Below are 23,424 nucleotides of genomic sequence, written 5' to 3'. Positions count from 1 at the left end.
CCCGCCTAGGGGGTGGCCGTGGGCGTGGGGGCAGGCCGTGGCTTGACGGGCCAGAACAAGGTGGCGGGCCGTTGCCAGATGCGTTGGCGCACGCCGGCAGATAGCGAATCGCGGTCGCGGCGGCGCAGGTCGCGTGAACGCAGCGCGACGTTGAATGCCAGGGCGAAGCTGACGCCGACGTTCAGAATGCCGGTCAGCGCCGTGCCCGCCACGGCCAGCCAGAAAATCTGTGTGTGCACCACCTGCCAGCCCAGCGTGCCGATCACCGTGCCAAGCTGTCCGGCGCTGAGCGTCACGTGGCGCACTTCGACGTGCGGCCCGAAGAAGCCCACGATGGCCGGCCCCAGGCCCAGCATCAGGCCCAGCGACACGTTGCCGGCGATGCCCGAGATGTTGCGTTGCCAGAAGCCCGCCCAGCGCGCCGCGCCGCGTTCGCCCAGCAGGTGCCGCGCGCGCCGGTTGTAGGCCATGACGTCGTGCACGCGGTGCAGCGCGAACCAGTTGTCGGCCCAGCCCGCGATCAGGCTGGACAACCACAGCAGCACGCCGGTAGCGGCGGCGTACAGGGGGGTCGGCCCCCAGACGGAAAACGACGCCAGTGTTTCCTGCGCTTTCTCGGCGTTGATCAGCGGGCGGTCCAGTGCGTTGAGCGCGAGCCATTGCACTGCCCAGGCCAGCGGAAACACCACCGCCAGGTTGCCCAGGATGGCGGCCGCGTTGGACCGGATCATGGCAAGCGTGTCGTCCAGGAAGGCGTCGCGACCTTCGGGCGTGTAGGCATCGTCCAGACGGTGGGCCAGCGCGGGGCCGGTCATGGCGGGCTGCTTGGTGGCCAGCGTGAAGTGGGCGAAGTGAATGACGAGGAAGCCGCCCGCATAGTTCAACGACGCCAGCAGCCCCTCGATGAACTTGTCCAGATGCAGCGACACGATGAAGAACTTCAGATAAACGGTGAACACCATGATGAAGCCGCCGCCCAGCGACGCCTTGAGCATCGTCAGGTATTCCACCGTGTCGCGCGCGATGTAATGTTCGCCGGTTTCGGCGGTGCGTTCCATGACGCGCCGGGCCAGCTGCGCGAACGACGAGGCGGCCAGGTGGCGGATGCTGCTGCGCGCCTGGGTGGACCGGATCAGCTCGGCGGTCAGGTGCACGAACTTGTGGCGCTGGGTGGGGTCCACCCACACGCCAAGCAGCAGTTCGATGCGGGCCAGGCGCAGTTTCATGCGTTCAATCTGGAACACGACTTCGACGGATACGCCGTTCTTTTCCAGCTCGTCGTAGACGCCCTGGGAGGCGGCGCGGCAGCTGTCCAGCAGCGCGCGGAACACGTTCAGGCGGCGGCCGAATACGTCGCGCGGCGTGGCGGGCGTGGTCGCGCAGAGCTCGGCGGACGCGGCGGCCAGGGCGAAGAAGGGCGATTCTTCAACCCGACCGGGCAGGCGTGTGCGGATGTCCTGGCTCAGGCCGGTCGCGCGCACTTGGCTGACCAGCACCTGGATGCTGCTGGTCAGCGCCTGCTCCAGCCTGGGCGATAGCGGTTCGGCGCCGGTGGCGTCGCGGTGTTGCGGCAGATCGGCCGCGTGCATTGCCGCGTCCTCGCCGGCGCGATACAACGCCCGCATGCGCGCCAGTGTGTCGTCATCCAGGGATTCGATCCAGGCCGCGTCGCCGGTGCGCCGGAAGATCAGCGCGAACAGGCCGAACATGTCGGGGCGATTGGGCGGGGGCGGCAACAGGCGTGCTTGCGCGCGGTCCCAGAACTCGCCCCAAAACCCGGGGTGCGAGGCCACGCCCGTGTCGCACAGCAATGACGTTGGATCGTTATCGGCCACCAGCGAGCGCAACGTGGCGCCCACGCGCGCGGCGCGTTCGGGGTCGCGTTCCAGCACCTGCAATACGTAGCGCAGCCGGGCGTGCTGCGGGTGGTGCGTGGCGGGGGGCGTGGCGGTGCCCGGGGCAGCCGCCACGGCGGCGGCCGGCGGGCTGGGGCGATCCAGCCAGCGGCACAGGTCCACCATCCACATATTGCGGTCGGCCAGCGGCGCGCCGGGGTCGGCGCTGGACAGGATGACGTCCAGCTGCGGGCCGCCGTGCCGCGCGGCGCGCCACTTGCGCCAAAGGGATGTCAGCATGGGCGGGCCTCGCGATTCAGGGGGCTTCGGGGTGTCGGCGCAAGGAGAACCCTTGCGCTTCGTTCATGGCCTGGTAGCTGACATTGCGCGACACCACCGGCGGCTTGTCGCCGCCATGCAGGGCCCGCACTTCGTCCAGCACCATCTTGTCAGCCAGCGTCATGCGGTCGATCATGCGCAGGTACTGCATCCAGCTTTCCACCAGGAACACTTCGCGCCACACGCCTTCGCGCTCCAGGTCGCGAAACAGCTGCCACTGCTGCGCGCCGTTGCGCAGGCGCAGCAGCCGCAAGGGGTGCGCGGCGGCAATCAGCGCGCGCAGTTTTTCGTGATTGATCTGGTATTCCACCGCGACCAGCACGGCGCCATGCTGCGTGTTGAAGCCGGCGGCGGCCATGGCGGGCTCGGCGTTGTCCACGCGGGCGAGCGACTGCGTGTCCAACTGTTCGGGCAGGCGCGAGCGGTACAGCAGCGCCACGGTGATGCCCAGCATGATGCCCGCCGTGGTCAGCGCGCCGGACACGCCCATGGTGCCCGCGAAGTGGCCCCACATGAACGAGCCCGCCGCCAGCCCGCCAAAGATGGCGGTCTGGTACAGCGCCAGGGATCGCGCCTTGACCCAGTCGGGCACCAGCATCTGCACCGTGGTGTTGTAGGTGGCCAGCACGCCGATCCAGCAACTGCCCGCGACCAGCAGGGCCGGAAAGGCCACCCATAGCGTGTGGGTCATGCCCAAGGCCGCCAGGCACACGGCCAGCAATGCGGCGGCCACGGTAACCAGCCCGCTCGCGCCCCAGGCGGCCTGCACGCGCCGCACCACGGCGCTGCCCAGGATGGCGCCCACGCCCAGCGCGCCCAGCATGTAGCCGTAAAGCAGCGCGCTGCCTTCCTCGTGCGCATGCGCCAGCAGCGGCAGCAAGGCCCACAACGCGCTGGCGGACAAGCCAAAAGCAAACGAGCGCAACATCACCACGCGCGTCACGGTCGAGTGCTGGGTGTAGCGCAGCGCCGCCACGACGCCTTCCAGCAAACCTTCGGGGGGCAGACGGCGTTCGGGCAGATCGCGCCGCCAGCGCCAGATCGCCCAGACCAGCGCGCCGTAGCAAACACAGTTCAGCAAGAACACCCAAGGTGCGCCCATGGCGCCCAGCAGCAGGCCTCCAATGGCCGGCCCGACCGCGCGCGCCACGTTGTAGTTCACGCTATTGAGCAGCACGGCGCTGCCGACGTGTTCGCGTGGCACCTGTTCGCCCACTGCCGCCTGCCAGGCGGGTGTCACGATGGCGCTGCCGATGGCAATGCAGAACACCGAGGCGATCAGCGTGACGGGGTGCAGCAACCCGGCAAACGCCAGGATGGTGATGAAGACGCCGCCCGCCAGTTCCATCAGCATGCCGGTCAGCATGACCTTGCGGCGGTCGTAGTTGTCGGCCAGCACGCCGGTCAGGATAGACAGCGCCACCAGCGGAAGCGCCGCGGCTACCTGGATCATGGCAACCATCAACGGGCTGCTTTGCTCGGTGGTGATGATCCAGGCGGCGGCGACGGATTGCGCCCACGTGCCCAGGTTGGCGAACAGGTTCGCAATCCAGATGACGCGGAACGCGGGAAAGGCGAAGGGGGAAAGCGTGCTGACCGTCAGGGGCGCGGCAGGCACCGCGGGCGCGTTCGGCGGCAGGTCGGCGGAGGGCGAGACGGGTTGGAGCATAGGGGCTCGGGGGCGCGTCTGGGTCCGCCCGGAAGGGCGGGCGTTGCTCGGTTGCTCGGGTGATCAATGGTACGCCTGAATCGGGGCCGCTGTGCAAGAGCGCCAGGCGGTGGATAACACTGTGGGTAAACCGGTGGATTGGCGGTGGACAGCCGGGGGATAAGCGGTGGACAACGCGGGATAACTTTGCGAGGCGGCCGGCGAATCGCGACGTTGTAGGGCGCATTGCGACACGGCATGACAGCGCCGTGAAGGGCGCGGTGGTGTGACCATGGCGCCGGGATAACTTTTAGTGACGCATGAAAGGCAGCTGTTTCCGGGTTTTCCCGGGGATATCGAGTACGCTGCCCGGGGTCCGGTTGCCGGCCCTCTTTTCTTGAATTTCGGGCTGCTTGCTTGCCGCCGGGGCTGGCTTCTGCCTGCTACCGGCTATCTGCTGCCCGTGTGTACTGCGCGCCGTCTGCTATGCGCTTTGTACTGCGGGCTTCGTACTGCGTACTGTTGGCTGCGTGCCTGTGCTTGTTACTAGCTTCTAACTGCTTCTTCTCCCATGACCCTGACTTTCAACGGGCGCGCGTTCGCCGCCCTGCTTGCCGTTACCGCGCTGCTGGCGCTGATCGCCTTGTATGGCGCGCCGTACCCGTTCCTGCGCGGGTTCCTGGGCGACGTGATTGCGGTGGGCTGGGCCTACCTGGTGTACCGCACGTTCATCCGCGCGCAGGTCTTGCCATTGGCGATTGCGGCGCTGCTGACGGGGTATGCGGTGGAATTTGGCCAATACCTGGCGCGGCTGTACGGCTGGCAGTTGCAGCAGCCGGTCTTGCGGGTGGTGCTGGGCAGCGTGCCCGACTGGTGGGACGTGCTGGCCTATACCGTGGGATTCGTCGTGGTGTTGTTGTTGGCGGGCGCCAACCAGCGCCGCCAACACGCCGCGTCGCTACAGGACGCGCGCCTGCGTGCAAGCTTGCGCGCCCGCCGCTAGGCGGACGCCGGCGCACCGGCCGGGGGCTGGCGCCCCGGCGGGATGACCGACCACTTCAGCAGCGTTCGCCCCGGCACATCACAAGCCCGGCCTTGCCGGCCGGCTACCAAGACCATTACCCGGCTTGATACATCGGCTCGTCGTCGTTACGACGGGCCGCGGGTGCTGCCGGGCGCAGCGGTTGCAGGCGGGCGTTGCGGAAAGGCGCGAACAGTTCGGCCCAGGATTTGGGCAGCAGCGGCGTGGCGTGGCGCACCGCATCGCGGCGGGCGTAATGCGCCAGCAGCTGCTGGCCGATGGGAGCGTCTCCAAGAGGATGGCGGGTATTCATGGTATTTCCGTATTGCATTGAAAGTGTATTCATTGTACTAGCGCCGCCCCGCATCGTCCAGTTCGCCCGCCGCGCCTGTTGTGCGTCTTCAACTCGTTGATATCAAAGGTTCTGCCCCTTTTTTCACGGCTTTTCTCCGGGATTGCCCTAGCAGTCCGAAACAGTAGACGGTATACAATGTTCTTCATGCCCGGGCTAAACCAGCCTGGAATCCTCCCACTGGACTGGAGCGCGTCATGGCAAAACTGATGAACCGAGATGAATTCCGTACCGCGTTGGAAAACGCGATCAAGGGCAAGAGCGCCAACGCGTCGCCCTTTTCCATTGCCTGGGCCGAAGGCAAGCTCAGCCGCGAGCACCTGTCTCGCTGGGCCGAGAACCACTATCACTATGTCGGCCCGTTCGCGGATTACCTGGGATATCTCTACGCCCGTACGCCCGATACGTACACCGAGGCCAAGGACTTCCTGCTGGCCAATATGTACGAAGAGGAAATCGGCGGCGATCGCCATACCGATCTGCTGATCCGCTTTGCCGAAGCCTGCGGCACGACGCGCGAACGCGTCACCAATCCGGACAACATGTCGCCCACCACGCGGGCACTGCAAAGCTGGTGTTATGCCGTGGCCATGCGTGAAGACCCCATCGTGGCCGTTGCCGGGCTGGTGGTGGGCCTGGAATCCCAGGTGCCGTCCATCTATCGCAAGCAGACGCCGACGCTGCGTGAAAAGTACGGCTTTACCGATGAAGAAGTGGAATTCTTCGACCTGCACATCGTGTCGGACGAGATTCACGGTGAACGCGGTTATCAGATCGTGCTGGAACACGCCAACACGGTCGAGCTACAGCAGCGCTGCCTGAAAATCTGCGAAATCGGCGCCCAGATGCGCCTGCTGTACACCACGGCGCTGTACACCGACTACGTGCAGCACGAGATCAAGCTGCCCGAACTCGGTCTGGCCGCCTGATTCACCCCCGGCGTTTATCGGGGCGGCGCCGCATCGGTGGCGCGCCCCGCCCGCCGCTCCAGGACGACAGACTCATGCCTACCGTTGTATTTCATAAAGGCGGCCAGACCTACACCGATGTGGTCAAGGACAACACCAACCTGGTGGTGCGGGCCGGCATCAAGCAGTTTCCGTATCCGCATCTGCGCTACGAATGCGGCATGGGCAAGTGCGCCAAGTGCGCGTGCCGGGTGCTGGCTGGCGCCGAGCATCTGCCCGCGGTGAACTGGAAAGAAAAGAAGCAGCTGGGCGATCGCATCGAGCAAGGCTACCGGCTGGCGTGCCAGCTGTGGCTGAACCACGATGTTGAACTGGTCCAGGACGCGGAGGCATAAGCCGATGGACGCTGCCTGCTACGTGATCCTGACGACCAAGCCCGGCGTGTTCCACACCGACGTGGGCGCCGACGTCGACATCGTCGAAACCTACGACTACGTTTTCTACGGGCGCACGCTTGCGATGTTTCGCATTGCCCGGTTGCACGGCGAGACGCGCCTGGTGGTGACCGAAGATACGCCGCCCTACGTGGTCAACCGCGTGCCGTCCAAGTTCCTGGAAAAATTCGCGTCTGTCGAGGCCGCCCGCAAGGAACTTGCGCACCTGACGCGCTTCGGCAGCATGGAATCCACCTTGACGCTGCGCCCCGCCGCCGCTGTCGCAGAGCATTGACACCCATGGTTCAGATCACATTTCTATCGAATGGCGGCAAGATTGCCACCGCGCCCGAGAACAGCAACTTGCTGCGCGTGTCGCTCAAGGAAAAGGGCGGCATCCCGTTCAAGTGCGGGGGCGGCTTGTGCGGCACCTGCAAGTGCCGGATCGAAGAGGGGCTGGAAAACACCGACGCGGTCAAGCCGAAAGAGCGCAAGCACCTGCGTCCCGAGGACTTTGAAGCCGGCTACCGCATGGCCTGCCAGACGTTCGTGAACGGCGACGTGAAGGTGTCGTGGGTGGTGCAGAACGGCAAGGGTGTGGTGGTGGGCGTCGGGGCCGATCCGGTCGACGCGCCGGTGCCGTCCGCCTGAAGCTAAGGGGTAATGCGCGTCGCAGCATCGGCTGCGACCGCACATTGTCCGGGACCGGCGTTTCCAAGTCGGCAAAAAAAACCGCAACGCCGCGTTGATTCGCCGCGCCGGGTCAATCCGCCGCGTCGTGGTGCTGCTGCTGTTGCTGCGTTTCCGTGTACGCCTTGGCCGCGTTGTGCACGTGCTGGCTGGCCAGCAAGGCGGCCAGGTCGCCGTTGCCGGCAATCACGGCATTCAGAATCTGCGAATGCTCGTCCCAGTTGGCCTTGGCGCGGTGCATGTTGCTGGGGGCGAACAGCAGCGCCGTGCGATCCCGCAGCGACCGCATCAAATCCGTCAGCACCACATTGCCGCCGATGGTGGCCAGCATTTCATGAAACTGGGAATTCAGCGCCAGGAACTTGTCCAGCTGTTCACTGCGCGCGGCCTCGGTGCCTTCGCGCAGAAAGGCCTGCAAGCGTTCCACCGTCTTGGCATCGCGCCGCTGCGCCGCCAGCTTGGCATTGAGCCCTTCCAGGGTGGCGCGCACTTCAACCATGTCATACGCCACCGCATCCGACAGCACCGATACCGAAGCACCGCGACGCGGCTCGATGGTGACCAGCCCTTCGGCGGCCAAGGCGCGCAACGCTTCACGCACCGGTATGCGCGACACGCCCATCTCTTCGGATAAGCGGCCTTCAACCAGGCGGTCTCCGGGGGTGAATTCCCCGCTGAGAATGCGTTCGCGCAGCTTGTCGCGGATGACGGCGAACAACTGAGGATGCTGCTCGCCGATCTTCAGCGGAGCGGAAGACTGCGTTTCAGCGGCTTGCGGGCTGACAGGCGAAGTGGTCATGGCGAGCATGTGTGGATTAATGGATACAGTCTCCATTGTATTACCGGGTGTAGCAAGGTGCCGTGGCAAAAAGCGCGCATCAGTTGCTCCAAAACGCTTTGATCAGCACACCCACCGCGCCCAGCGCGCATGCCGCAAGCAGAACGACGCGCACGGCGTGGGGCGGCAACAACGTGCGCAACCGGTTGGAGACCGCAAAACCGGCCAGCAGGAAGGGCGCCAGGCTCAGTGCCAGGCCGATGTGATAGCCGGTGTACCGCTTGGCCAGCGCCAGCATGGCAAGCGAAAAGATCGACCCCAGGAACAGCACCACGCCCAGCGTGGCGCGTAAGCGGGGCGGCGCCGTGTGTTGCAGCACGATGGCGATGGGCGGGGCCCCTACCGAGGTCATCGTGCCCATGATGCCGGAGGCCACGCCGGCCCCGGACACGCGGCCCGGCGTGGCGGTAAAGCGCAGCCCCGCCGCGCTTAGCCCCACCGCGATCAGGATCATGCCGGCGAACAGCACGCCCAGCGTCTGCGGCGCGAAGCGCGCCATGGCGTAGATGGCGATCAAGGTACCCACCGCACGGCCAACCAGCGCATACGACACCGACGACCAATCGATGGAAGCCCGTTCGCGCAGCGCCGTCAGCAGCGAGATGAAGCCGCCCAGCGTCAGCAGCGGGCCGGGGGCCAGCTGCGGGAAGAACATCGCCGCCACGGGGGCGGCAAACATGGCGAAGCCGATGCCGCCCACGCCCTGGGCCACCGCCGCGCCGAACACCACGACGGCCATTGCGGCGTACTGCCAAAGATCGGGGTAGGGCAAGGTCGCTGGCATGGGCTACAGCCTTTTATGTATACGATAGTCAGAGAGGCAATTTTGTCACGCCCGCTGCGTTGGATAAAACCACGGGTATTCCCTTGTTTTTACGCCGTTATTCATCCATTTTTCAGAATTATCGGTTTCCCTAGGCGCTGCATATTTCGATTGGTATGGCTTACAACGAAATATAGTATACCGACTGTGGCGATCCAACAGCCACGTCACAAGGGGAATCACGCATGCAAGCGGACGTTGTGCTCACAGCTGCTCACTGGATGTACCTGATCAGCGTGGCCGCCATCATCCTGACGATGATTTTGCGGGCCAATGTGGTGGTGCCATCGGTGATCGGCACCTTTCTGGTGGTGCTGGCCATCACCGGCAATCCGATCAGTGCGCTGATCGGAATCTTCTCGGCCAGCTTCGTGGCCGCCAAGGAGTTGTTCAACATCTTTCTGGTCATCACGTTCATGACCGCCCTGCTCAATTCCCTGAAGACGCTGCAGGCGGACGTGCGGATGGTGCAGCCGTTCCGGCGCATCATGCGGGGCGGGCATTCGTCGTTCATCATCATCGCCCTCTGTACGTATGTGATCTCGCTGTTCTTCTGGCCGACGCCCGCGGTGCCGCTGGTGTCCGCCATCCTGCTGCCCGCCGCCATCGCGGCCGGCCTGCCGCCGCTTGCCGGCGCCATGGCCATCGCCATCGCCGGGCAGGGCATGGCACTGTCGTCCGATTATGTGATTGGCGTGGCGCCCAGCATCAGTGCCAAGGCGGCGGGCGCGGCCGTCAGCGCGGCCGTGGTGGCCGACCGGGCGCTGGTGCTGTCGCTGATCACCGGCGCCGTTGCGCTGGTGACGGCCTACCTGTTGATTCGCAAGCACATCGTGCCCGCCAACGCGGCGTTGCTGGACGCCTGGCAGGCCCGCGCGCAAGACGGCAGCCTGGCGCGGATCGAGCAGTCCGGCTCGTTCGACAAGGCTGAACTGGCACGCGGCACCATGGGCGCCGACCCGGCGTTGCCGCAAGGCCCCGTCGTCAACGACGAGGAACGCCGCCGCGTGCGCTGGTCCAAGACCTTTGCCGTGGTGACGCCGCTGGCCTTTCTGGCCGTGATCGCGGTGATGGTATTGCCCCGCCTGTTCCCGACGCTGCCCGCCCTGCGCGGCGGCGATGCGGCGGCGCTGGTAGGGGGCGTCGCCTTCGTGGTGATGATGCTGGTTACGCTGGCCGCGGAAGGGCCGCGCAAGATGCTGGACGTGTGCCCGGAGCACGTGACGGACGGCTTTGTCTTCGCCTTCAAGGCCATGGGATCGGTGCTGCCGATTGCCGGCTTCTTCTTCATCGGCGCCAACGAAACGGCGGCGCAGATTCTGGGCGTGCCGCAGGCGCAGGCTCCCGGGTTGCTGTTCGAAGTGATTTCGGCGGGCCAGCACCTGATTCCCGAAAACCATTTCCTGGTGGCGTTCGGCGTGTTGCTGGTGGGCATGATCACCGGCATCGACGGCTCCGGCTTTGCCGGCCTGCCGCTGACGGGCACCTTGTCCGGCGCGCTGGGACCCGTGGTGGGCGTGGACCCGGCCACGCTGGCGGCGGTTGGCCAGATGGGCGCCGTCTGGACGGGCGGCGGCACCTTGATCGCCTGGTCGTCATTGATTGCCGTGGCCGGATTCGCCCGAGTCAACGTGCTGTCGCTGGTGCGGGCGTTGTTGCTGCCGGTCCTGCTGGCGCTGTTTGTCTCGACGATCTGCGCGGTATTGATCTGGAGCTGACGCCGCCGGGCGGGTTGATGCCGAAAAGGGGCTCGCGGGCCCCTTTTTCGTGCCCGGGCCTTGGGGTTATCACGGATCGTCGGCAAGTGATTAAAGTATACAATGTTCACAGCTACTCGATTGCCCCGCTGAGCCAATAAGCCCAAGGTTCATTGGGCCACTCGGACCACCCCGTACCGGTAAAGGAAGCGCTTCCGTGGACGATCTTTCGCAGCAGACATTCATGAACCATATCGGCGGCGCCTGGGTGCCCAGCACCGGCGGGCGTACGGCGCCGAATATCAACCCGGCCGACACCCGCGATATCGTGGGCAACTTTCCCGTGTCGGATGCCGACGATGCCCGGCGCGCGGTGCAAGCTGCCGACGACGCCTTCGCCGCCTGGCGCGACACGCCGATCTCCAAGCGCGCCGCCATTCTGTTTCGCGCCGCGCAGTATCTGGAAGACCACGCCGATGCCTTTGCCCGCGAGCTGACCCGCGAAGAGGGCAAGGGGCTGAACCTGGCCAAGGACGAAGTGCTGCGTTCGGCGCAGACGATCCGTTTCTATGCGGTCGAGGGGCAAAGCTTCACCGGCGAAACCTTTGTCAATGACGATCCCGACATGGTTGTCTACAGCCAGCGCGAGCCCCTGGGCGTGGCGGCGGTCATTTCGCCGTGGAACTTCCCGATTTCCATTCCCGCCCGCAAGATCGCGCCCGCGCTGATCGCCGGCAATACCGTCGTCTTCAAACCGTCTTCCGACGCGCCGTTGTCGGGCTACCGCCTGACAGAAGCGTTCGTGCAAGCCGGCTTGCCCCCAGGCGTGCTGAACCTGGTGATCGGGCCGGCGGCGGCCGTGGGCGCGGCCATCACCAGCGCGCCGGCCGTACGCGCCATCTCGTTCACCGGTTCGACGGCCGCGGGCGAACAGATCCACCGCAGCGCGGGGCTGACCACGCGCACGCAGATGGAACTGGGCGGCAAGAACCCGTTGATCGTGCTGGCCGACGCCGACCTGGATCGCGCCGTGGACCTGGCGGTCAAGGGCGGCTTTTCGCTAAGCGGCCAGGCTTGCACGGGCACCAGCCGCGTGCTGGTCGATGCGAAGGTGCGGCAGGCGTTCACCGACAAGCTGGTGGCGCGCATTCAGGCGCTGACCATCGGCAACGGCCTGAAAGGCAATTTCGACCTGGGCCCCTTGGCCACCCGCAAGCAGCTGGACAACGTGTTGGGTTACGTGGCGATCGGCAAAGAAGAAGCCACGCACCTGTGCGGCGGCGACGTGCTTGCCGGCCCCGAGTTTGACCACGGCTATTACGTCACGCCCGCGCTGTTTACCGATGTCACGCAGCAGATGCGCATCGCCCGCGAAGAGATCTTCGGGCCCGTTATCGCGCTGATCGAAGTCGACGGGTACGAGGACGCCATCGCCAAGGCCAACGACACCGAGTACGGCCTGTCCGCCGCTATCGCCACCACGGACGCGCGCTACGCGCACCGCTTCGCGCGCGACATCCAGGCGGGCACCGTCAAGATCAACCGCACCACCACCGGCAACCTGATCAATGCCCCCTTCGGGGGGCTGAAGCACTCCAGCACATCCACATTCCGCGAATCGGGCCGCGTGGGCCTGGAGTTCTACACGCAGATCAAAACCGTCTACCGCGCCGGCTGAACGCGCGGCACACACTGAATAGGCTACGAACATGAAACAGATCTACCGCCTGGAACTGGAAGAAGCGCGCCTGATGGTGCGCGCGGCCATCGCCAAATCCGAAGCGATCGGTGTGCTGGAATCCATCTGCATCGTGGATGACGGCGGCTATCCCATTGCGCTGGAACGCATGGACGGCGCCCGCATCACCGGCCCGCAGATCGCCTGGAACAAGGCGTTTACCGCCGCGGGCCACAAGCGTTCAACGCATCTTTTCAATACACCGCCCAACGGCCCCGCGCTGCCCGGCAACGAAGCGTTCGGCATCCAATGGAGCTTTGACGGCAAGTTCGCCGTGTTCGTGGGCGGCTTCCCTATCGTGGTCAACGACGAGGTGATCGGCGGCGTGGGTCTTAGCGGCGGCAATGGCGAACAGGACACGCAGGCGGGCCTGGCGGCGTTGACGGCGCTGGCCGAACTGCTGGAGCCGCGTGGCATGAAAGTGCTGGTGCAGGCCGACATCAAGAAATAAAGCGAGGCTGGCGATGGCATACCGCGTGCACATTCTTCAAACCGGCGAAGCCTTCGTCGCCGGCCCCGACGAATCCCTGTTGGAAGCGGCCGAGCGCGCGGCGGTGAAGCTGCCGCACGAATGCACCTTCGGCGGCTGCGGTACCTGCCGCATCAAACTGGAATCGGGCGCGGTGGGCTATGAAGAATTTCCGATGGCGTTGACGCCCGAAGAAGCGGCCGAAGGCTACGCGCTGGCATGCCAGGCGCGCGCGCAAAGCGATCTTTGCATCAGCGTGGCCAGCAGCCGGCAGGTGTTTCCCGAGCCGCGCCGGATGTCGGCCACCGTGCACGGCATCCACGCCTACACGGACGACATCCTGCACCTGACGCTGGCGCTGCCCGATGGCCCGCTGGACTATGTGCCCGGCCAGTACATGAACGTGCTGCTACCCGACGGCGAAACGCGCAGCTTTTCGATGGCATCGGCGGCGTCGGGGCGCGCGCAGGTGGACTTCCATGTGCGCCGCATTCCTGGCGGGCGCTATACCGACCAATGGCTGGGCCAGGCGCAAGCGGGCGCTGCGTTGACGATCGAGGCCCCGCTGGGCGTTTTCAGTTACCACGAGGAAGACTGGCGCCCGTTGATCATGGTTGCCACGGGCACGGGCATCGCGCCAATCAGGGCCATCCTGGAATCCTTGCTGGACAAGGAAGACTGCCCGCCCGTCACCTTGTATTGGGGCATGCGCACAGAAGCCGACCTGTACCTGCAGGACGAGATTGCGGGCTGGGCGGGACGCTTGTACGAATTCACTTTCGTGCCGGTGTTGTCACGCGCGGACGCAAGCTGGCAAGGCCGGCGCGGCCATGTGCAGCACGCCGTCCTGCAAGACCACGACGACCTGTCCGAACACGCCATCTACCTGTGCGGCGCACCGGCGATGGTGCAGGACGCCAAGCACCTGTTCGCCGGGCGCGGCGCCAGCCTGGACCATATCTACGCCGACAGCTTCACCTTCCAGCACGCGCTGGAACCGGCGGCGTGACGCCGGGCCCGGCCCCGACCGGCGTCCACCTACCGAAATACCAGCACCGGCAAGCGCGTCTTGGCCAGCACGCGCTGCGTTTCGCTGCCCAGCAGAAAGCCCGTCATGCCGTGCCGCCCGTGCGAACCCATGATGATCAGGTCACAGCCCTGCGTCTTGGCGGTTTCCACGATGGCCTCGTGCGGATGGTCGTTGACCATCACGACGACGTTGCACGGCACCAGCGCGTGTCGGGCCTCCATCTCAAGCCCTTCCAGGTAGCCTTCCGCGTTCTTGCGGGCCTGATCGGTATGGTGCGCCTGCGTGGTGCCCAGCATCTCGGCCTGGTAGACCAGCAGATGGTCTTCGGGAATGGCGCGAATGAGCGTGATGGTGGCGCCCATTTCCTTGGCGAAGACAAGGGCGCGCTTGAATGCCGATTCGGATAGCAGGGAGCCATCCACGGCGATGAGCAAATGCCTGTACATGTTGCCTCTCCTTTAGGAAAAGGAATGTCGAGCAACGGCGAAATCAGTATAGGCCTGCTGATCCGCGCTATCCAGTCCCGCGAAAGGAGGATGCAAAGGAGACGTTACGCGCGCGCGTCCCCCCGGCATAACGTCATGCCGACTAAGTATTTTTCCGCATCCGGACAGGGTGAAAGAATGCCGCTTCGCCTTTCACCTTTTAGCCTCAGGCCGGGACCCTTCATGACCATTCAATCCATCAACGCCCGCAACCAGTTTCGCGGCAAGATCAAAGAGATCATCCTGGGGCCGGTCGTGTCCGAGGTTGACGTGGACACCCCCGCCGGCATCGTCACGTCGGTGATCACCACGCGTTCCGTGAAGGAACTGGACCTGCAGGTGGGCACCGAGGTGTTGGCATTCGTCAAGGCGACCGAGGTGTCCGTCGCCAAGCTGTGAACGGCCTGCACCGGATCGGACGTACTGATCGGCCGTAGTGAAAAATATTCCCTTGCCCCGGCGTTAGGCATATATTGTCATCGCGATATCCGGCAGTTCCCTCGTGGCTTTGAGCTTCATGCGTTGCCTCACGGAGAACGGTTCATGCGTCGACTGCAAGGGTGGTTCATTGGCTGGTTGTGCCTGGGGCTGGCGGTTTGCCTGCCCGCGGCGGCGCAAACCCAGCTGGACAAGGGGCAGCTGGATCAGTTGATGGCGCCGGTGGCGCTGTACCCTGATTCCTTGCTGTCGCAAATTCTCATGGGGGCCACGTACCCCGACGACATCGCCGAAGCAGCGAAATGGTCGGCGGCCCATACCTCGGAATCGGGTGACCAGGCGGTCAAGGCCGTCGAGGCCGAGCCCTGGGATCCCAGCGTCAAATCGCTGGTGGCGTTCCCGTCCGTGATGGACATGATGGGGCGCCAGCCGGATTGGGTGAAATCCGTGGGCGATGCCTTCCTGGCGCAGCCCGACGCGGTGATGGATTCCGTGCAGCGCTTGCGTACGCAGGCGCAAAAGGCCGGCAACCTGAAAAGCACGCCACAGCAAACCGTCACCTCCAGCACCACCAACGACAAGACCGTGGTGGTGATCCAGCCCACCGATCCGCAGGTCGTCTACGTGCCCAGCTACAACCCCAGCGTGGTGTACGGGGCTTGGGCCTATCCCACATATCCACCGTATTACTACCCGCCGCCGCCGGGGTCCGTGTTTGGGACGGCGCTGGTGTCGGGCATCGGCTTCGGCCTGGGGGTGGCGGCCGTCAACTCCATGTGGGGCGGGTTTGACTGGGGACACAACGATGTCGATATCGATGTGAACCGGTACAACAACATCAATGTGAACCAGCGCATCGACAACGCCCGCAACAACAACGTGTCGTGGAAGCACAACCCTGAAAATCGCGGCAACGCGCCCTACGCCGATTCGGCCAGCCGGCAGCGGTTTGACAGTCAGCGCCAGGCGGGTTTGCAAAACCGTCAGTCGGGGCAACGGGTGGGCCAAGGTCAGGCGCAGGGCGCGCGCGCGGCGGGCGCCGGCGGGGGCGCCGCGGTGAATTCTCGCGATGCCGCGCGTGACCGCGCGGCGCAATCGTTCCAGGGGCGCACGGGGCAACCCATCGCGGGCCACAACGAGGGCGGCGGGCGTGGCCAGGGCGCTGCCAACCGGGGCGGGCAAGGGGGCGCCGGGCGGGGCGGTGAAGGCGCGGCCGAACGTGCGCAGAACCGTCCGCAGGACCGCGCGCAGGACCGTTCCCAAACGCGCACGGGCACCGGCGCACAAGGCGGCTCGCACTCGCCCCGATCTTCCAGCGTGTCAACCAACGATCGCCAGGCCGCCGCGCAACGCCAGCGCGCTGACGAATCGGCCGCGCGCGAGCGCGCCCGGGCATCGAACACCAGCAGCGCCTTGAGCGACGCCGGCAACGGCGACCGCATGCGCCAGCAAAGCCATCGCAGCGATATGAATCGCGGCGGCGGCGGGGGCGGTGGTCATCGTGCGACGGGTGGCGGCGGGCATAGAGGCGGTGGCGGCGGCGGTGGCCATTTTGGCGGCCGGAGGTAGCACCATGGACAAGGGAGCTTTCATGACGAATGCCTGGGTTCGTGCGCGTACGCTGGGCGCCGTGTCGCTGCTGGCGCTGGGCCTTGCGGCGCCGGTCGCTGCGCAAAGCGTGTATCCCACCGCGCAGGCCGCGGCCGACGCCTTCACCGATGCGCTGGCCACAAGCGACCCGGCGGCCATGGCCAAGGTGCTGGGACCCAACCACAAGCAGCTGGTGCCCGGCGGCGTGCCGCAAGACGACATCTACCGCTTTCTGGCCGCGTGGGCGAAAAAGCACGAGGTCATCGCCGAGGGCGGCCGGTCGTGGCTGGCCGTGGGCGATTCCGGCTGGACGATGCCCGTGCCCATTGTGAACGCCGGCAAGGACTGGCGCTTTGACCCGGTGGCGGGCAAGGCCGAACTGGCCCGCCGCGCGATCGGCCGCAATGAACTTGCCGCCATCGACACCCTGCAACAGCTGCAGGCCGCGCAAACCCGTTATCAGCAAGGCGTGGGGCAGGGCCGCTACGCCGGCCGACTGATCAGCCGTGCGGGCGCCATGGACGGCCTGTACTGGCCCGAGGTGCCGGGCGCGCCACCCCAGGCGTTCGGCCCGGACGCGCTGGTGATGGGCCCCGAGGTGCCGGCGGCGGACGCGTACTTCGGCTATCGCTACAAGGTCCTGCCGGGCGCGGACAGCACGACTTATCGCATCGTTGCGTGGCCCGCGCGCTACGGGCAAACGGGCATCGGCACCTTTGTCATCGGCCCGCAAGGCGGGGTGCTGGAGTCCGACCTGGGCCCCGCCTCCGCCAGCCGCGCGCAGGCGCTGCGGGAACGCGATATCGCTGCCGGCGCGTGGGTGGACGCCAACGCGCAACCCGTTGGCGGCAAATGACTTTTTGGAAATCCGGGGGCAGTGCCGGCGGGGATGTTGCCAAGTCGCAACAGGCGCAAGCGAATGCCGCCAAAGCCCCCCTTGTTGCCCTTTTGAAAGGTGGCTGTGCCTAAAATGGCGAGCACTGGGATCGGTGCCCGATCCTCTTTTGCCGGACCTTGAAATTGAACCCCTTGCATTTTGTCCGCTACGCCCTGGCCGGCGTAGGGATGGCGCTTAGCGCAGCGGCGGCATCCGCCCCGATTTTTGTCCTGAATTCCCTGGACGCCAACGTCAGCATCGTCGATCCGGTGTCCTACAAGGAACTGCGCCGCGTGCCCACCGGCAAGGAACCGCACCACCTGTATCTGACCCCCGACGAAAAGTCGCTGATGGTGGCCAACGCCACGGGCAACACGATCACGATGATGGACCCCAAAACGGGCGAAATCCAGCGCACGCTGACCGACATCGTCGACCCCTATCAGTTGCAGTTTTCGCCGGACATGAAGTGGTTCGTCACGGCCGCCAACCGGCTGGACCACATCGACATCTACGCGTGGCAGCCGCAGCACAAGGGCGCCGAGCTGAAGCTGGTCAAGCGGGTACAGGCGGGCAAGACGCCCAGCCACATCATGATCGACAAGAACAGCACCACGGCTTACGTCACCTTGCAGGACAGCGACCAGCTGATCGCCATCGACCTGGCGACGCAAACGCCCAAGTGGACGGTATCGGTGGGCAAGACGCCGGCCGACGTGTTCTTGACGCCGGATCAGAAGACCTTGCTGGTGGCGCTGACGGGCGATTCCTTCGTGGAAGCCTATGACGTCAGCCACGGCCCGGCCAAGCTGATCAAACGCATCCCCACCGCCGCGGGCGCCCACGCGTTTCGCGCGCGGGGCGACAAGCGCCATCTGTTCGTCAGCAACCGCACCGCCAATTCCATCAGCCGCATCGACATGCTGTCGCTGACCGTGACCGACACCTTCGCGGTGCCGGGTGGCCCGGACTGCATGGACGTGCTGGCTGACGGCAAGACGCTGCTGGTCACCTCGCGCTGGGCGCGCAAGCTGACGGTGGTGGACCTGGAGCAGAAAAAGGTTGTGAACCAGGTCCCAGTGGGCAAGTCGCCGCACGGCGTCTGGACGCTGAACCATGCGCCGACCCGATAGGGGTTGTTGCCCCCACGCTGCGCCCGCTGGCGCGGACTTGCTGCCCCCCAAGGGGGCTGCCCCGTCTTGGGGCGGCCCGGCGGCGGGTTGTTGCCCCCACGCTGCGCCCGCTGGCGCTAGCTTGCTGGCGCTGGCGCTGGCGCTGGCGTTTGCCGTGCCGCTGGCGAGTGCCGCCGCGCCGACCACCTGCGACAAGCCCGTCTACCTGACCCTGGACACCGGCCACATGGGTGTCGCGCCGCTGATCGCCGATGTGCTCAACCGCCATCACGTCAAGGTCACGTTCTTTTTGGCCAATGAACGCACCAAGACCGACGGCTCCAGCCTGGACGACGTCTGGGCGCCGTGGTGGAAGGCGCGCGCGGCGGAAGGGCATGCTTTCGGATCGCATACCTACGACCACGTTTACTGGCAGGGCGACTTGCCGGGCGGCAAGTTCCGCGTCAAGCCCAGCGCGGGCCCCGACACCGGCAAGCGCGCCGAATGGACGGCCGAACAGTACTGCGCCGACATCAAGCGTTCGGCCACCCGCTTTCACCAGATGACCGGCGCCAGGATGCTGCCGCTGTACCGCGCACCGGGCGGCAAAACCTCGCCCGCCTTGCTGCAGGCCGCCAAGGCCTGCGGCTACGAACACGTGGGCTGGTCGCCCGCCGGCTTCCTGGGCGATGAATTGCCCAGCGATAAATACCCCAACGCGAAGTTGCTGGATCAGGCGCTGCGCACCATCAAGCCCGGCGATATCCTGCTTGCCCACCTGGGCATCTGGTCGCGCCAGGACCCCTGGGCGCCCGCCGTGCTGGAGCCCTTGATTGTGGGCTTGCAGCAGAAGGGCTATTGTTTTGCCACCTTGGACACGCATCCGGCCTATCGCGACTGGATCGCCACGCATCATTGATCATGGACACGTTTAGCCAATTCTTCGGGGCATGCCAGCAATGGCTCTTCGAAACGCTGATCCAGCCCGCGCTGTTTCACCTCGGAATGAGCAACTTCATCGAGGACGGCTATGACGCCACCATGTGGCTGCTGGTCGGCCTGGTGCAGGTTGCCGTGCTGGTGTTGGTGTTCGGCCCGCTGCAACGCCTGCGGCCGGTTGAAGCCGTTACCGACCGACGCCAGATCGGCATCGACGTGCTGTACACGCTGATCCACCGTCTGGGCGTCTTCCGGCTGGCGCTGTTCTTCACCATCGACCCCTTCTGGGACAGCGTCTTCGGCCAGCTGCACGTGTGGGGCTTTGCGCCATTCCAGCTAGACCAGTACTGGCCGGGCGTGACCGACAAGGCCTGGGTCAGCCTCATCATCTATCTGCTGCTGTTCGATGCGGTCGACTACGTCTACCACCGTGCGCAACACCGCTTCGGCTGGCTGTGGGCGCTGCATGCCGTGCATCACAGCCAGCGCCAGATGACCATCTGGAGCGACGATCGCAACCATCTGCTGGACGACATGCTGCGCGACGTGCTGGTCGTGTTCGTGTCGCAGTTGGTGGGCGTGCCGCCGGCGCAGTTCGTGGCGGTGGTGGCCATTACGCAGCTGGCGCAAAGCTTCTCTCACGCCAACCTGCGCATGCACTTCGGCGCGCTGGGCGAACGCCTGCTGGTCAGCCCGCGCTTTCATCGGCATCACCACTCCATCGCGTACGACGCGTCCACGCCCGGTCCCGTCGGCGGCTACAACTTTGCCGCGCTGTTCCCCATCTGGGACGTGTTGTTTCGCACCGCCCGTTTTGGCGTGGGCTATGGCCCCACGGGCATCCACGACCAACAGGCCGAATTGGGCGGCCGCGACTACGGCCGCGGGTTCTGGTCGCAGCAATGGCTGGGCCTGAAACGCATGGTGGGCCGAGACCGCGAACCGGCGGCGGCGCCGCCGCCACCGCCCGGAGCGGCGGAGCGGGCCTGATTCGCCACGCGGGTTCATAGCAATCTGATCCGGAAATCAGACTCTTCCAATAGTCTTTTTTTCGGATCGCCATCACTGTTGCGGGTTAAGTGATTTGCTCGCGCAGCGCCACGCAATCCGCCAAGGCCACGCGCGTGCCCCACTCAGGAGCCCGCCGTGCCCGATACCGCAGCGTCCGCGCAGCGTTTCGCCCCGATGTCCTACAACGCCCGGGGCCAGCCCGTGTTTCAGTGGACCCTGACGCCCGCCGAGCAGTGCGATCCGGTCATCCTGCTGATCCCGCCGGACGCTATCCTGCCAGTCGTATTCGTTCCGGGCATCATGGGCTCGAATCTGAAGTCCGTGCCGGATGACGGGCAAGAAGCCGAACCCGTCTGGCGGCTGGATGCGGGCTTGGCAGGCAAACCTATTGATTTGTTCCGGCGTTGGAACAGCGTTCCCGCAGGGACCCGCCAGGCGGTGTTGCACCCCGACCGCGTGACCGTCGATGACGCTGGCGCCGTGCCCGAGCGTCGCGGGGGGTCGGTGATCGTGCCTTCCGTCGAATCGGCCACGCAAAGCAAACAGGCGCTTATCGATCGCTATCGCGAACGGGGCTGGGGCGAAGTCGGCGAAAGCAGCTATCACCCATTTCTGCTCTGGCTGGAAGACTCGCTGAACAGCTCCTATCGGCCGCACGAGTGGCCGCAATTCCAACTGAAGTCCATGCACCTGGACGTGCCCGACGACCCCTCGTTGCCGCCGCGCCTGAAGCCCGGGCTGGAGGTGCCCCTGGCAGGCCTGGGCGAACACCTGCTGCGCCAGCTGCCGCATCTGAAGACGGACGACCTGTCCGCCCGCGCCGCATACCGGATGCCGGTGCACGCGTTTGGCTACAACTGGCTGGCGGACAACGACGTGGCGGCAAACAAGCTGGCCGAGCGTATCGACGAAATCAGGCGTCAGTACGGGTCCAAGTGCCGGCAGGTCATCCTGGTCACACACTCGATGGGCGGGCTGGTGGCACGGCGTTGCGCGCAGTTACCCGGCATGAGCGAAGCCATTGCAGGCGTGGTGCACGGCGTCATGCCGACCCATGGCGCCCCGGTGGCATACCGGCGCTGCAAAGTGGGCATGCAGCAAGAAAGCGCGATGGCCGCCGCCGTGATCGGTGTGACCGGCCAGGACGTCACAGCGGTATTCGCCCAGTCGCCGGGTGCACTGCAATTGCTGCCCACCAAGAACTATTCGCCGGGATGGTTACGCCTGCGAGACCCCGACTACGCGCCCGCCATGCCTGCGCGTCCTGAGGCAGACCCGTACCAGGAAATCTATTTGCGCCGTGATCGCTGGTGGGCGTTGCTGCGCGAAGAGTGGTTAAAGCCGGAGGATGGGGCTCCCATCGACTGGGTCCACTACGCAAAGAATATCAAGAAGGCGAAGCTGTTTCACGAAACGATAGACGCCGCCTATCACCCCAACACCTACGTGTATTACGGGGCTGACGCCAAACAGCCGAGTTTCGAAACCATTACCTGGCAAATGCGAGCCGGACGGGGTGATCTGAATCGGCCTTTGGGTGTGCCCCCGGATGCCTTCGTTGTGTCCACCATGCAGATGGCGCAGGTGCGAGATCAAGGATCCAGCCCGTTGTATGTTGGCGGCAGTCGCGTCGTGGAACACGTGCCGGTCAGGGCAGGCCGGCTAGCCGTATCCATGGAAGTCAGCCATTGGGAACTGCACTGCGAAATGCAGGACGGCGTCGGTGATGGCACGGTTCCGGTCAGTTCAGGCCAAGCGCCGGCCGCGCAGGCGCGCGAAGGCCAAGTGCGGGTGCAAGTCAGCGCCACGGGCTTTGACCATGAAGGCGCATTCAAAGGGATGCAGACCCGGCACTTCGCGCTGTATAGCCTCATCAAGATCGCTGCTCAAGCCAAGCGTCCGTCATGCGTCGCTTGATCCCGCTGTTTTGTCTGTTGGCCGGGCTCGCCGCGGGCGTGATGGCCCTATTTCATTCAAAGGAGGATTCCGCCGTGAACGAGATTACCGGCCCCATGCGAACGTGGGCGGTAGGCAGGCAACTGATCGAACTTCCCGCCGACTGGGGGCCGCCTTCCAGGGCGTTCGCGAAGCTTTACTACGGAGGAGGGGCCGATCATACGAGCGTTGGAATCGATATTCTGGGGCAAGACATCACGTTGGCTCAGTTTGACGAGGCTCTATCAGAACGCGCCCGCCGCATCGGCGCCGTCAACAGTTATGAAACCGGCAAGTCCATGCTTCTCGGCGCAGAGGAATTGGCGCGGGGGAAGTGGCTGTTCCAATATCAAGAAAGTATGGGCGCCACATGGTCGCAAACCTATGAACTGCATCTGCTGGTGAACGGCACGCACGTCAAGCTGGCAGCAGAGTCGTACGAGGGCAGCAACGCACAGGTCGAGTCGCGCCTGCTTGAGCTCGCTGCGCAAGTTGTCGGCGTCAAGCAAGCCGAAGCGGCCGGCCCGGGCCTTTCGCTGGGCCCCGTCATCATCCGGGGCACGCACGACCACGAGATGGGCATCGTGAGCTTCATGGCGCGAGGCTCGAACGTCAAACTGGAAATCTACTTCAGTGACTCCGCGCGCAATGAGTCGCCTCGCCTCATCGAACGCATGGTCCGCGACTTCAAAGCCTTCCGCGTCTGGGCCCCCGATGTGGTGCGCAAGGGGCATACCACGCTGGCTGCGAATCCCGCGGAGGAATACCTGATGCGGTATGAAACGAAAGACCATCGCGGGTTCTTGTTTGTGGCTGAAAACTACCGGGATAGTCGTTCGTTGGCGAGTCCATCGGTCAATTTCCGCCTGACCGCGGGCGGCGTGCCCAGACTGCACGCCAACCCGGAGATCACACCGGACAAGTTGCTTAATTGGCTTTTGCCCAACTTTGTCCCTCGGGGCGATCCTCCGTTGTGGCAAAGAAAAAGGCCGCGTCCACCTGTTGACTCCACATTGAGCAAGGATCAGACGCTGGCAATCTGGGATCACGCTATGCGTTCACTGCGCCCGCGTTACGGGGCCATTGCCCCGCCCCGCGTCGAGCCGCAAAGCGCTACGCGTGGACCCACCCCCGCCCAGGCGGAAGCGGCCCGAAAAGCCCTGGACGACTTTATCGCCAGCGAACCCGGCACAGAGAAATAGCCCCAGCCGGTCC

General features: G+C 65.3%; 23 protein-coding genes. 17 read left to right on the top strand and 6 right to left on the bottom strand.

What is annotated here, in order from left to right; genetic code table 11:
• Window positions 1-5: 5 nt before the first annotated feature.
• Window positions 6-2,135, bottom strand: coding sequence for a site-specific recombinase (locus tag V6F88_RS23345; protein ID WP_332612567.1), 2,130 nt, complete (start codon window positions 2,133-2,135; stop codon window positions 6-8).
• Between the two features lie 16 nt (window positions 2,136-2,151).
• Window positions 2,152-3,843 carry an MFS transporter gene (locus V6F88_RS23340; RefSeq protein ID WP_332612566.1) on the bottom strand — a complete coding sequence of 564 codons (1,692 nt, stop codon included), beginning with the start codon at window positions 3,841-3,843 and terminating at the stop codon, window positions 2,152-2,154.
• Between the two features lie 550 nt (window positions 3,844-4,393).
• Between V6F88_RS23340 and V6F88_RS23335 the strand changes: the two genes are divergently transcribed.
• Complete coding sequence (locus V6F88_RS23335; protein ID WP_104144852.1) at window positions 4,394-4,825, top strand: ribosomal maturation YjgA family protein; 432 nt, start codon at window positions 4,394-4,396, stop codon at window positions 4,823-4,825.
• 115 nt (window positions 4,826-4,940) lie between these two features.
• Here V6F88_RS23335 and V6F88_RS23330 read toward each other — a convergent pair whose 3' ends face one another.
• The gene (locus V6F88_RS23330; RefSeq protein WP_052946040.1) at window positions 4,941-5,156 is read right to left on the bottom strand and encodes a hypothetical protein; all 216 of its coding nucleotides are present in this window, start codon (window positions 5,154-5,156) and stop codon (window positions 4,941-4,943) included.
• A gap of 236 nt (window positions 5,157-5,392) precedes the next feature.
• On the opposite strand from V6F88_RS23330, the gene V6F88_RS23325 reads away from it, so the two are divergent.
• From V6F88_RS23325 to V6F88_RS23310, 4 genes are all read left to right on the top strand, one after another.
• Window positions 5,393-6,124 carry a TenA family transcriptional regulator gene (locus V6F88_RS23325; RefSeq protein ID WP_332612565.1) on the top strand — a complete coding sequence of 244 codons (732 nt, stop codon included), beginning with the start codon at window positions 5,393-5,395 and terminating at the stop codon, window positions 6,122-6,124.
• A gap of 74 nt (window positions 6,125-6,198) precedes the next feature.
• Window positions 6,199-6,498 (top strand): 2Fe-2S iron-sulfur cluster-binding protein, encoded by a 300-nt coding sequence (locus tag V6F88_RS23320; RefSeq protein WP_332612564.1) that lies wholly within the window; start codon window positions 6,199-6,201, stop codon window positions 6,496-6,498.
• A 4-nt stretch (window positions 6,499-6,502) separates the two neighbouring features.
• Window positions 6,503-6,832: a ferredoxin gene (locus tag V6F88_RS23315; protein WP_332612562.1), complete on the top strand. Its 330-nt coding sequence runs from the start codon at window positions 6,503-6,505 to the stop codon at window positions 6,830-6,832.
• On the top strand, window positions 6,829-7,188 hold the full coding sequence (locus tag V6F88_RS23310) for a 2Fe-2S iron-sulfur cluster-binding protein (protein WP_332612561.1): 360 nt from the start codon (window positions 6,829-6,831) through the stop codon (window positions 7,186-7,188). Before V6F88_RS23315 ends, V6F88_RS23310 begins: the two co-directional genes overlap by 4 nt.
• A gap of 112 nt (window positions 7,189-7,300) precedes the next feature.
• On the opposite strand, the gene V6F88_RS23305 is transcribed toward V6F88_RS23310, so the two are convergent.
• Window positions 7,301-8,026: a GntR family transcriptional regulator gene (locus tag V6F88_RS23305; protein ID WP_332612560.1), complete on the bottom strand. Its 726-nt coding sequence runs from the start codon at window positions 8,024-8,026 to the stop codon at window positions 7,301-7,303.
• A gap of 79 nt (window positions 8,027-8,105) precedes the next feature.
• Complete coding sequence (locus V6F88_RS23300) at window positions 8,106-8,849, bottom strand: sulfite exporter TauE/SafE family protein (protein ID WP_332612559.1); 744 nt, start codon at window positions 8,847-8,849, stop codon at window positions 8,106-8,108.
• A 224-nt stretch (window positions 8,850-9,073) separates the two neighbouring features.
• Between V6F88_RS23300 and V6F88_RS23295 the strand changes: the two genes are divergently transcribed.
• From V6F88_RS23295 to V6F88_RS23280, 4 genes are all read left to right on the top strand, one after another.
• Window positions 9,074-10,606 (top strand): hypothetical protein, encoded by a 1,533-nt coding sequence (locus V6F88_RS23295; protein WP_332612557.1) that lies wholly within the window; start codon window positions 9,074-9,076, stop codon window positions 10,604-10,606.
• A gap of 223 nt (window positions 10,607-10,829) precedes the next feature.
• The gene (locus V6F88_RS23290) at window positions 10,830-12,263 is read left to right on the top strand and encodes an aldehyde dehydrogenase family protein (RefSeq protein WP_442880385.1); all 1,434 of its coding nucleotides are present in this window, start codon (window positions 10,830-10,832) and stop codon (window positions 12,261-12,263) included.
• Between the two features lie 31 nt (window positions 12,264-12,294).
• On the top strand, window positions 12,295-12,774 hold the full coding sequence (locus V6F88_RS23285) for a GlcG/HbpS family heme-binding protein (RefSeq protein ID WP_104144846.1): 480 nt from the start codon (window positions 12,295-12,297) through the stop codon (window positions 12,772-12,774).
• A 13-nt stretch (window positions 12,775-12,787) separates the two neighbouring features.
• A complete protein-coding gene (locus V6F88_RS23280) occupies window positions 12,788-13,801 on the top strand; it encodes a 2Fe-2S iron-sulfur cluster-binding protein (protein ID WP_332612555.1) in 1,014 nt (337 codons plus the stop codon).
• A 29-nt stretch (window positions 13,802-13,830) separates the two neighbouring features.
• Here the strand turns inward: V6F88_RS23280 and V6F88_RS23275 are convergent, their stop codons facing one another.
• On the bottom strand, window positions 13,831-14,268 hold the full coding sequence (locus V6F88_RS23275) for a universal stress protein (protein ID WP_046805591.1): 438 nt from the start codon (window positions 14,266-14,268) through the stop codon (window positions 13,831-13,833).
• A gap of 222 nt (window positions 14,269-14,490) precedes the next feature.
• On the opposite strand from V6F88_RS23275, the gene V6F88_RS23270 reads away from it, so the two are divergent.
• From V6F88_RS23270 to V6F88_RS23235, 8 genes are all read left to right on the top strand, one after another.
• Window positions 14,491-14,706 (top strand): TOBE domain-containing protein, encoded by a 216-nt coding sequence (locus tag V6F88_RS23270; protein WP_046805592.1) that lies wholly within the window; start codon window positions 14,491-14,493, stop codon window positions 14,704-14,706.
• 144 nt (window positions 14,707-14,850) lie between these two features.
• Window positions 14,851-16,314, top strand: a complete 1,464-nt coding sequence (locus V6F88_RS23265; protein ID WP_332612554.1) for a DUF3300 domain-containing protein — start codon at window positions 14,851-14,853, stop codon at window positions 16,312-16,314.
• A gap of 4 nt (window positions 16,315-16,318) precedes the next feature.
• Window positions 16,319-17,191, top strand: a complete 873-nt coding sequence (locus V6F88_RS23260) for a DUF2950 family protein (RefSeq protein WP_332612552.1) — start codon at window positions 16,319-16,321, stop codon at window positions 17,189-17,191.
• 173 nt (window positions 17,192-17,364) lie between these two features.
• Window positions 17,365-18,345 (top strand): YncE family protein, encoded by a 981-nt coding sequence (locus tag V6F88_RS23255; protein ID WP_442880384.1) that lies wholly within the window; start codon window positions 17,365-17,367, stop codon window positions 18,343-18,345.
• A 124-nt stretch (window positions 18,346-18,469) separates the two neighbouring features.
• The gene (locus V6F88_RS23250) at window positions 18,470-19,243 is read left to right on the top strand and encodes a polysaccharide deacetylase family protein (RefSeq protein WP_442880383.1); all 774 of its coding nucleotides are present in this window, start codon (window positions 18,470-18,472) and stop codon (window positions 19,241-19,243) included.
• 2 nt (window positions 19,244-19,245) lie between these two features.
• Window positions 19,246-20,253, top strand: a complete 1,008-nt coding sequence (locus V6F88_RS23245; protein WP_332612551.1) for a sterol desaturase family protein — start codon at window positions 19,246-19,248, stop codon at window positions 20,251-20,253.
• 156 nt (window positions 20,254-20,409) lie between these two features.
• The gene (locus V6F88_RS23240) at window positions 20,410-22,191 is read left to right on the top strand and encodes an esterase/lipase family protein (protein ID WP_332612549.1); all 1,782 of its coding nucleotides are present in this window, start codon (window positions 20,410-20,412) and stop codon (window positions 22,189-22,191) included.
• Window positions 22,179-23,411: a T6SS immunity protein Tli4 family protein gene (locus tag V6F88_RS23235; RefSeq protein ID WP_332612547.1), complete on the top strand. Its 1,233-nt coding sequence runs from the start codon at window positions 22,179-22,181 to the stop codon at window positions 23,409-23,411. Before V6F88_RS23240 ends, V6F88_RS23235 begins: the two co-directional genes overlap by 13 nt.
• Window positions 23,412-23,424: the final 13 nt, after the last annotated feature.

This window comes from Achromobacter sp. ESBL13, from assembly GCF_036668755.1.
Lineage (GTDB): Bacteria > Pseudomonadota > Gammaproteobacteria > Burkholderiales > Burkholderiaceae_B > Achromobacter.
This window is presented reverse-complemented; position numbering and strand designations above follow the sequence as displayed.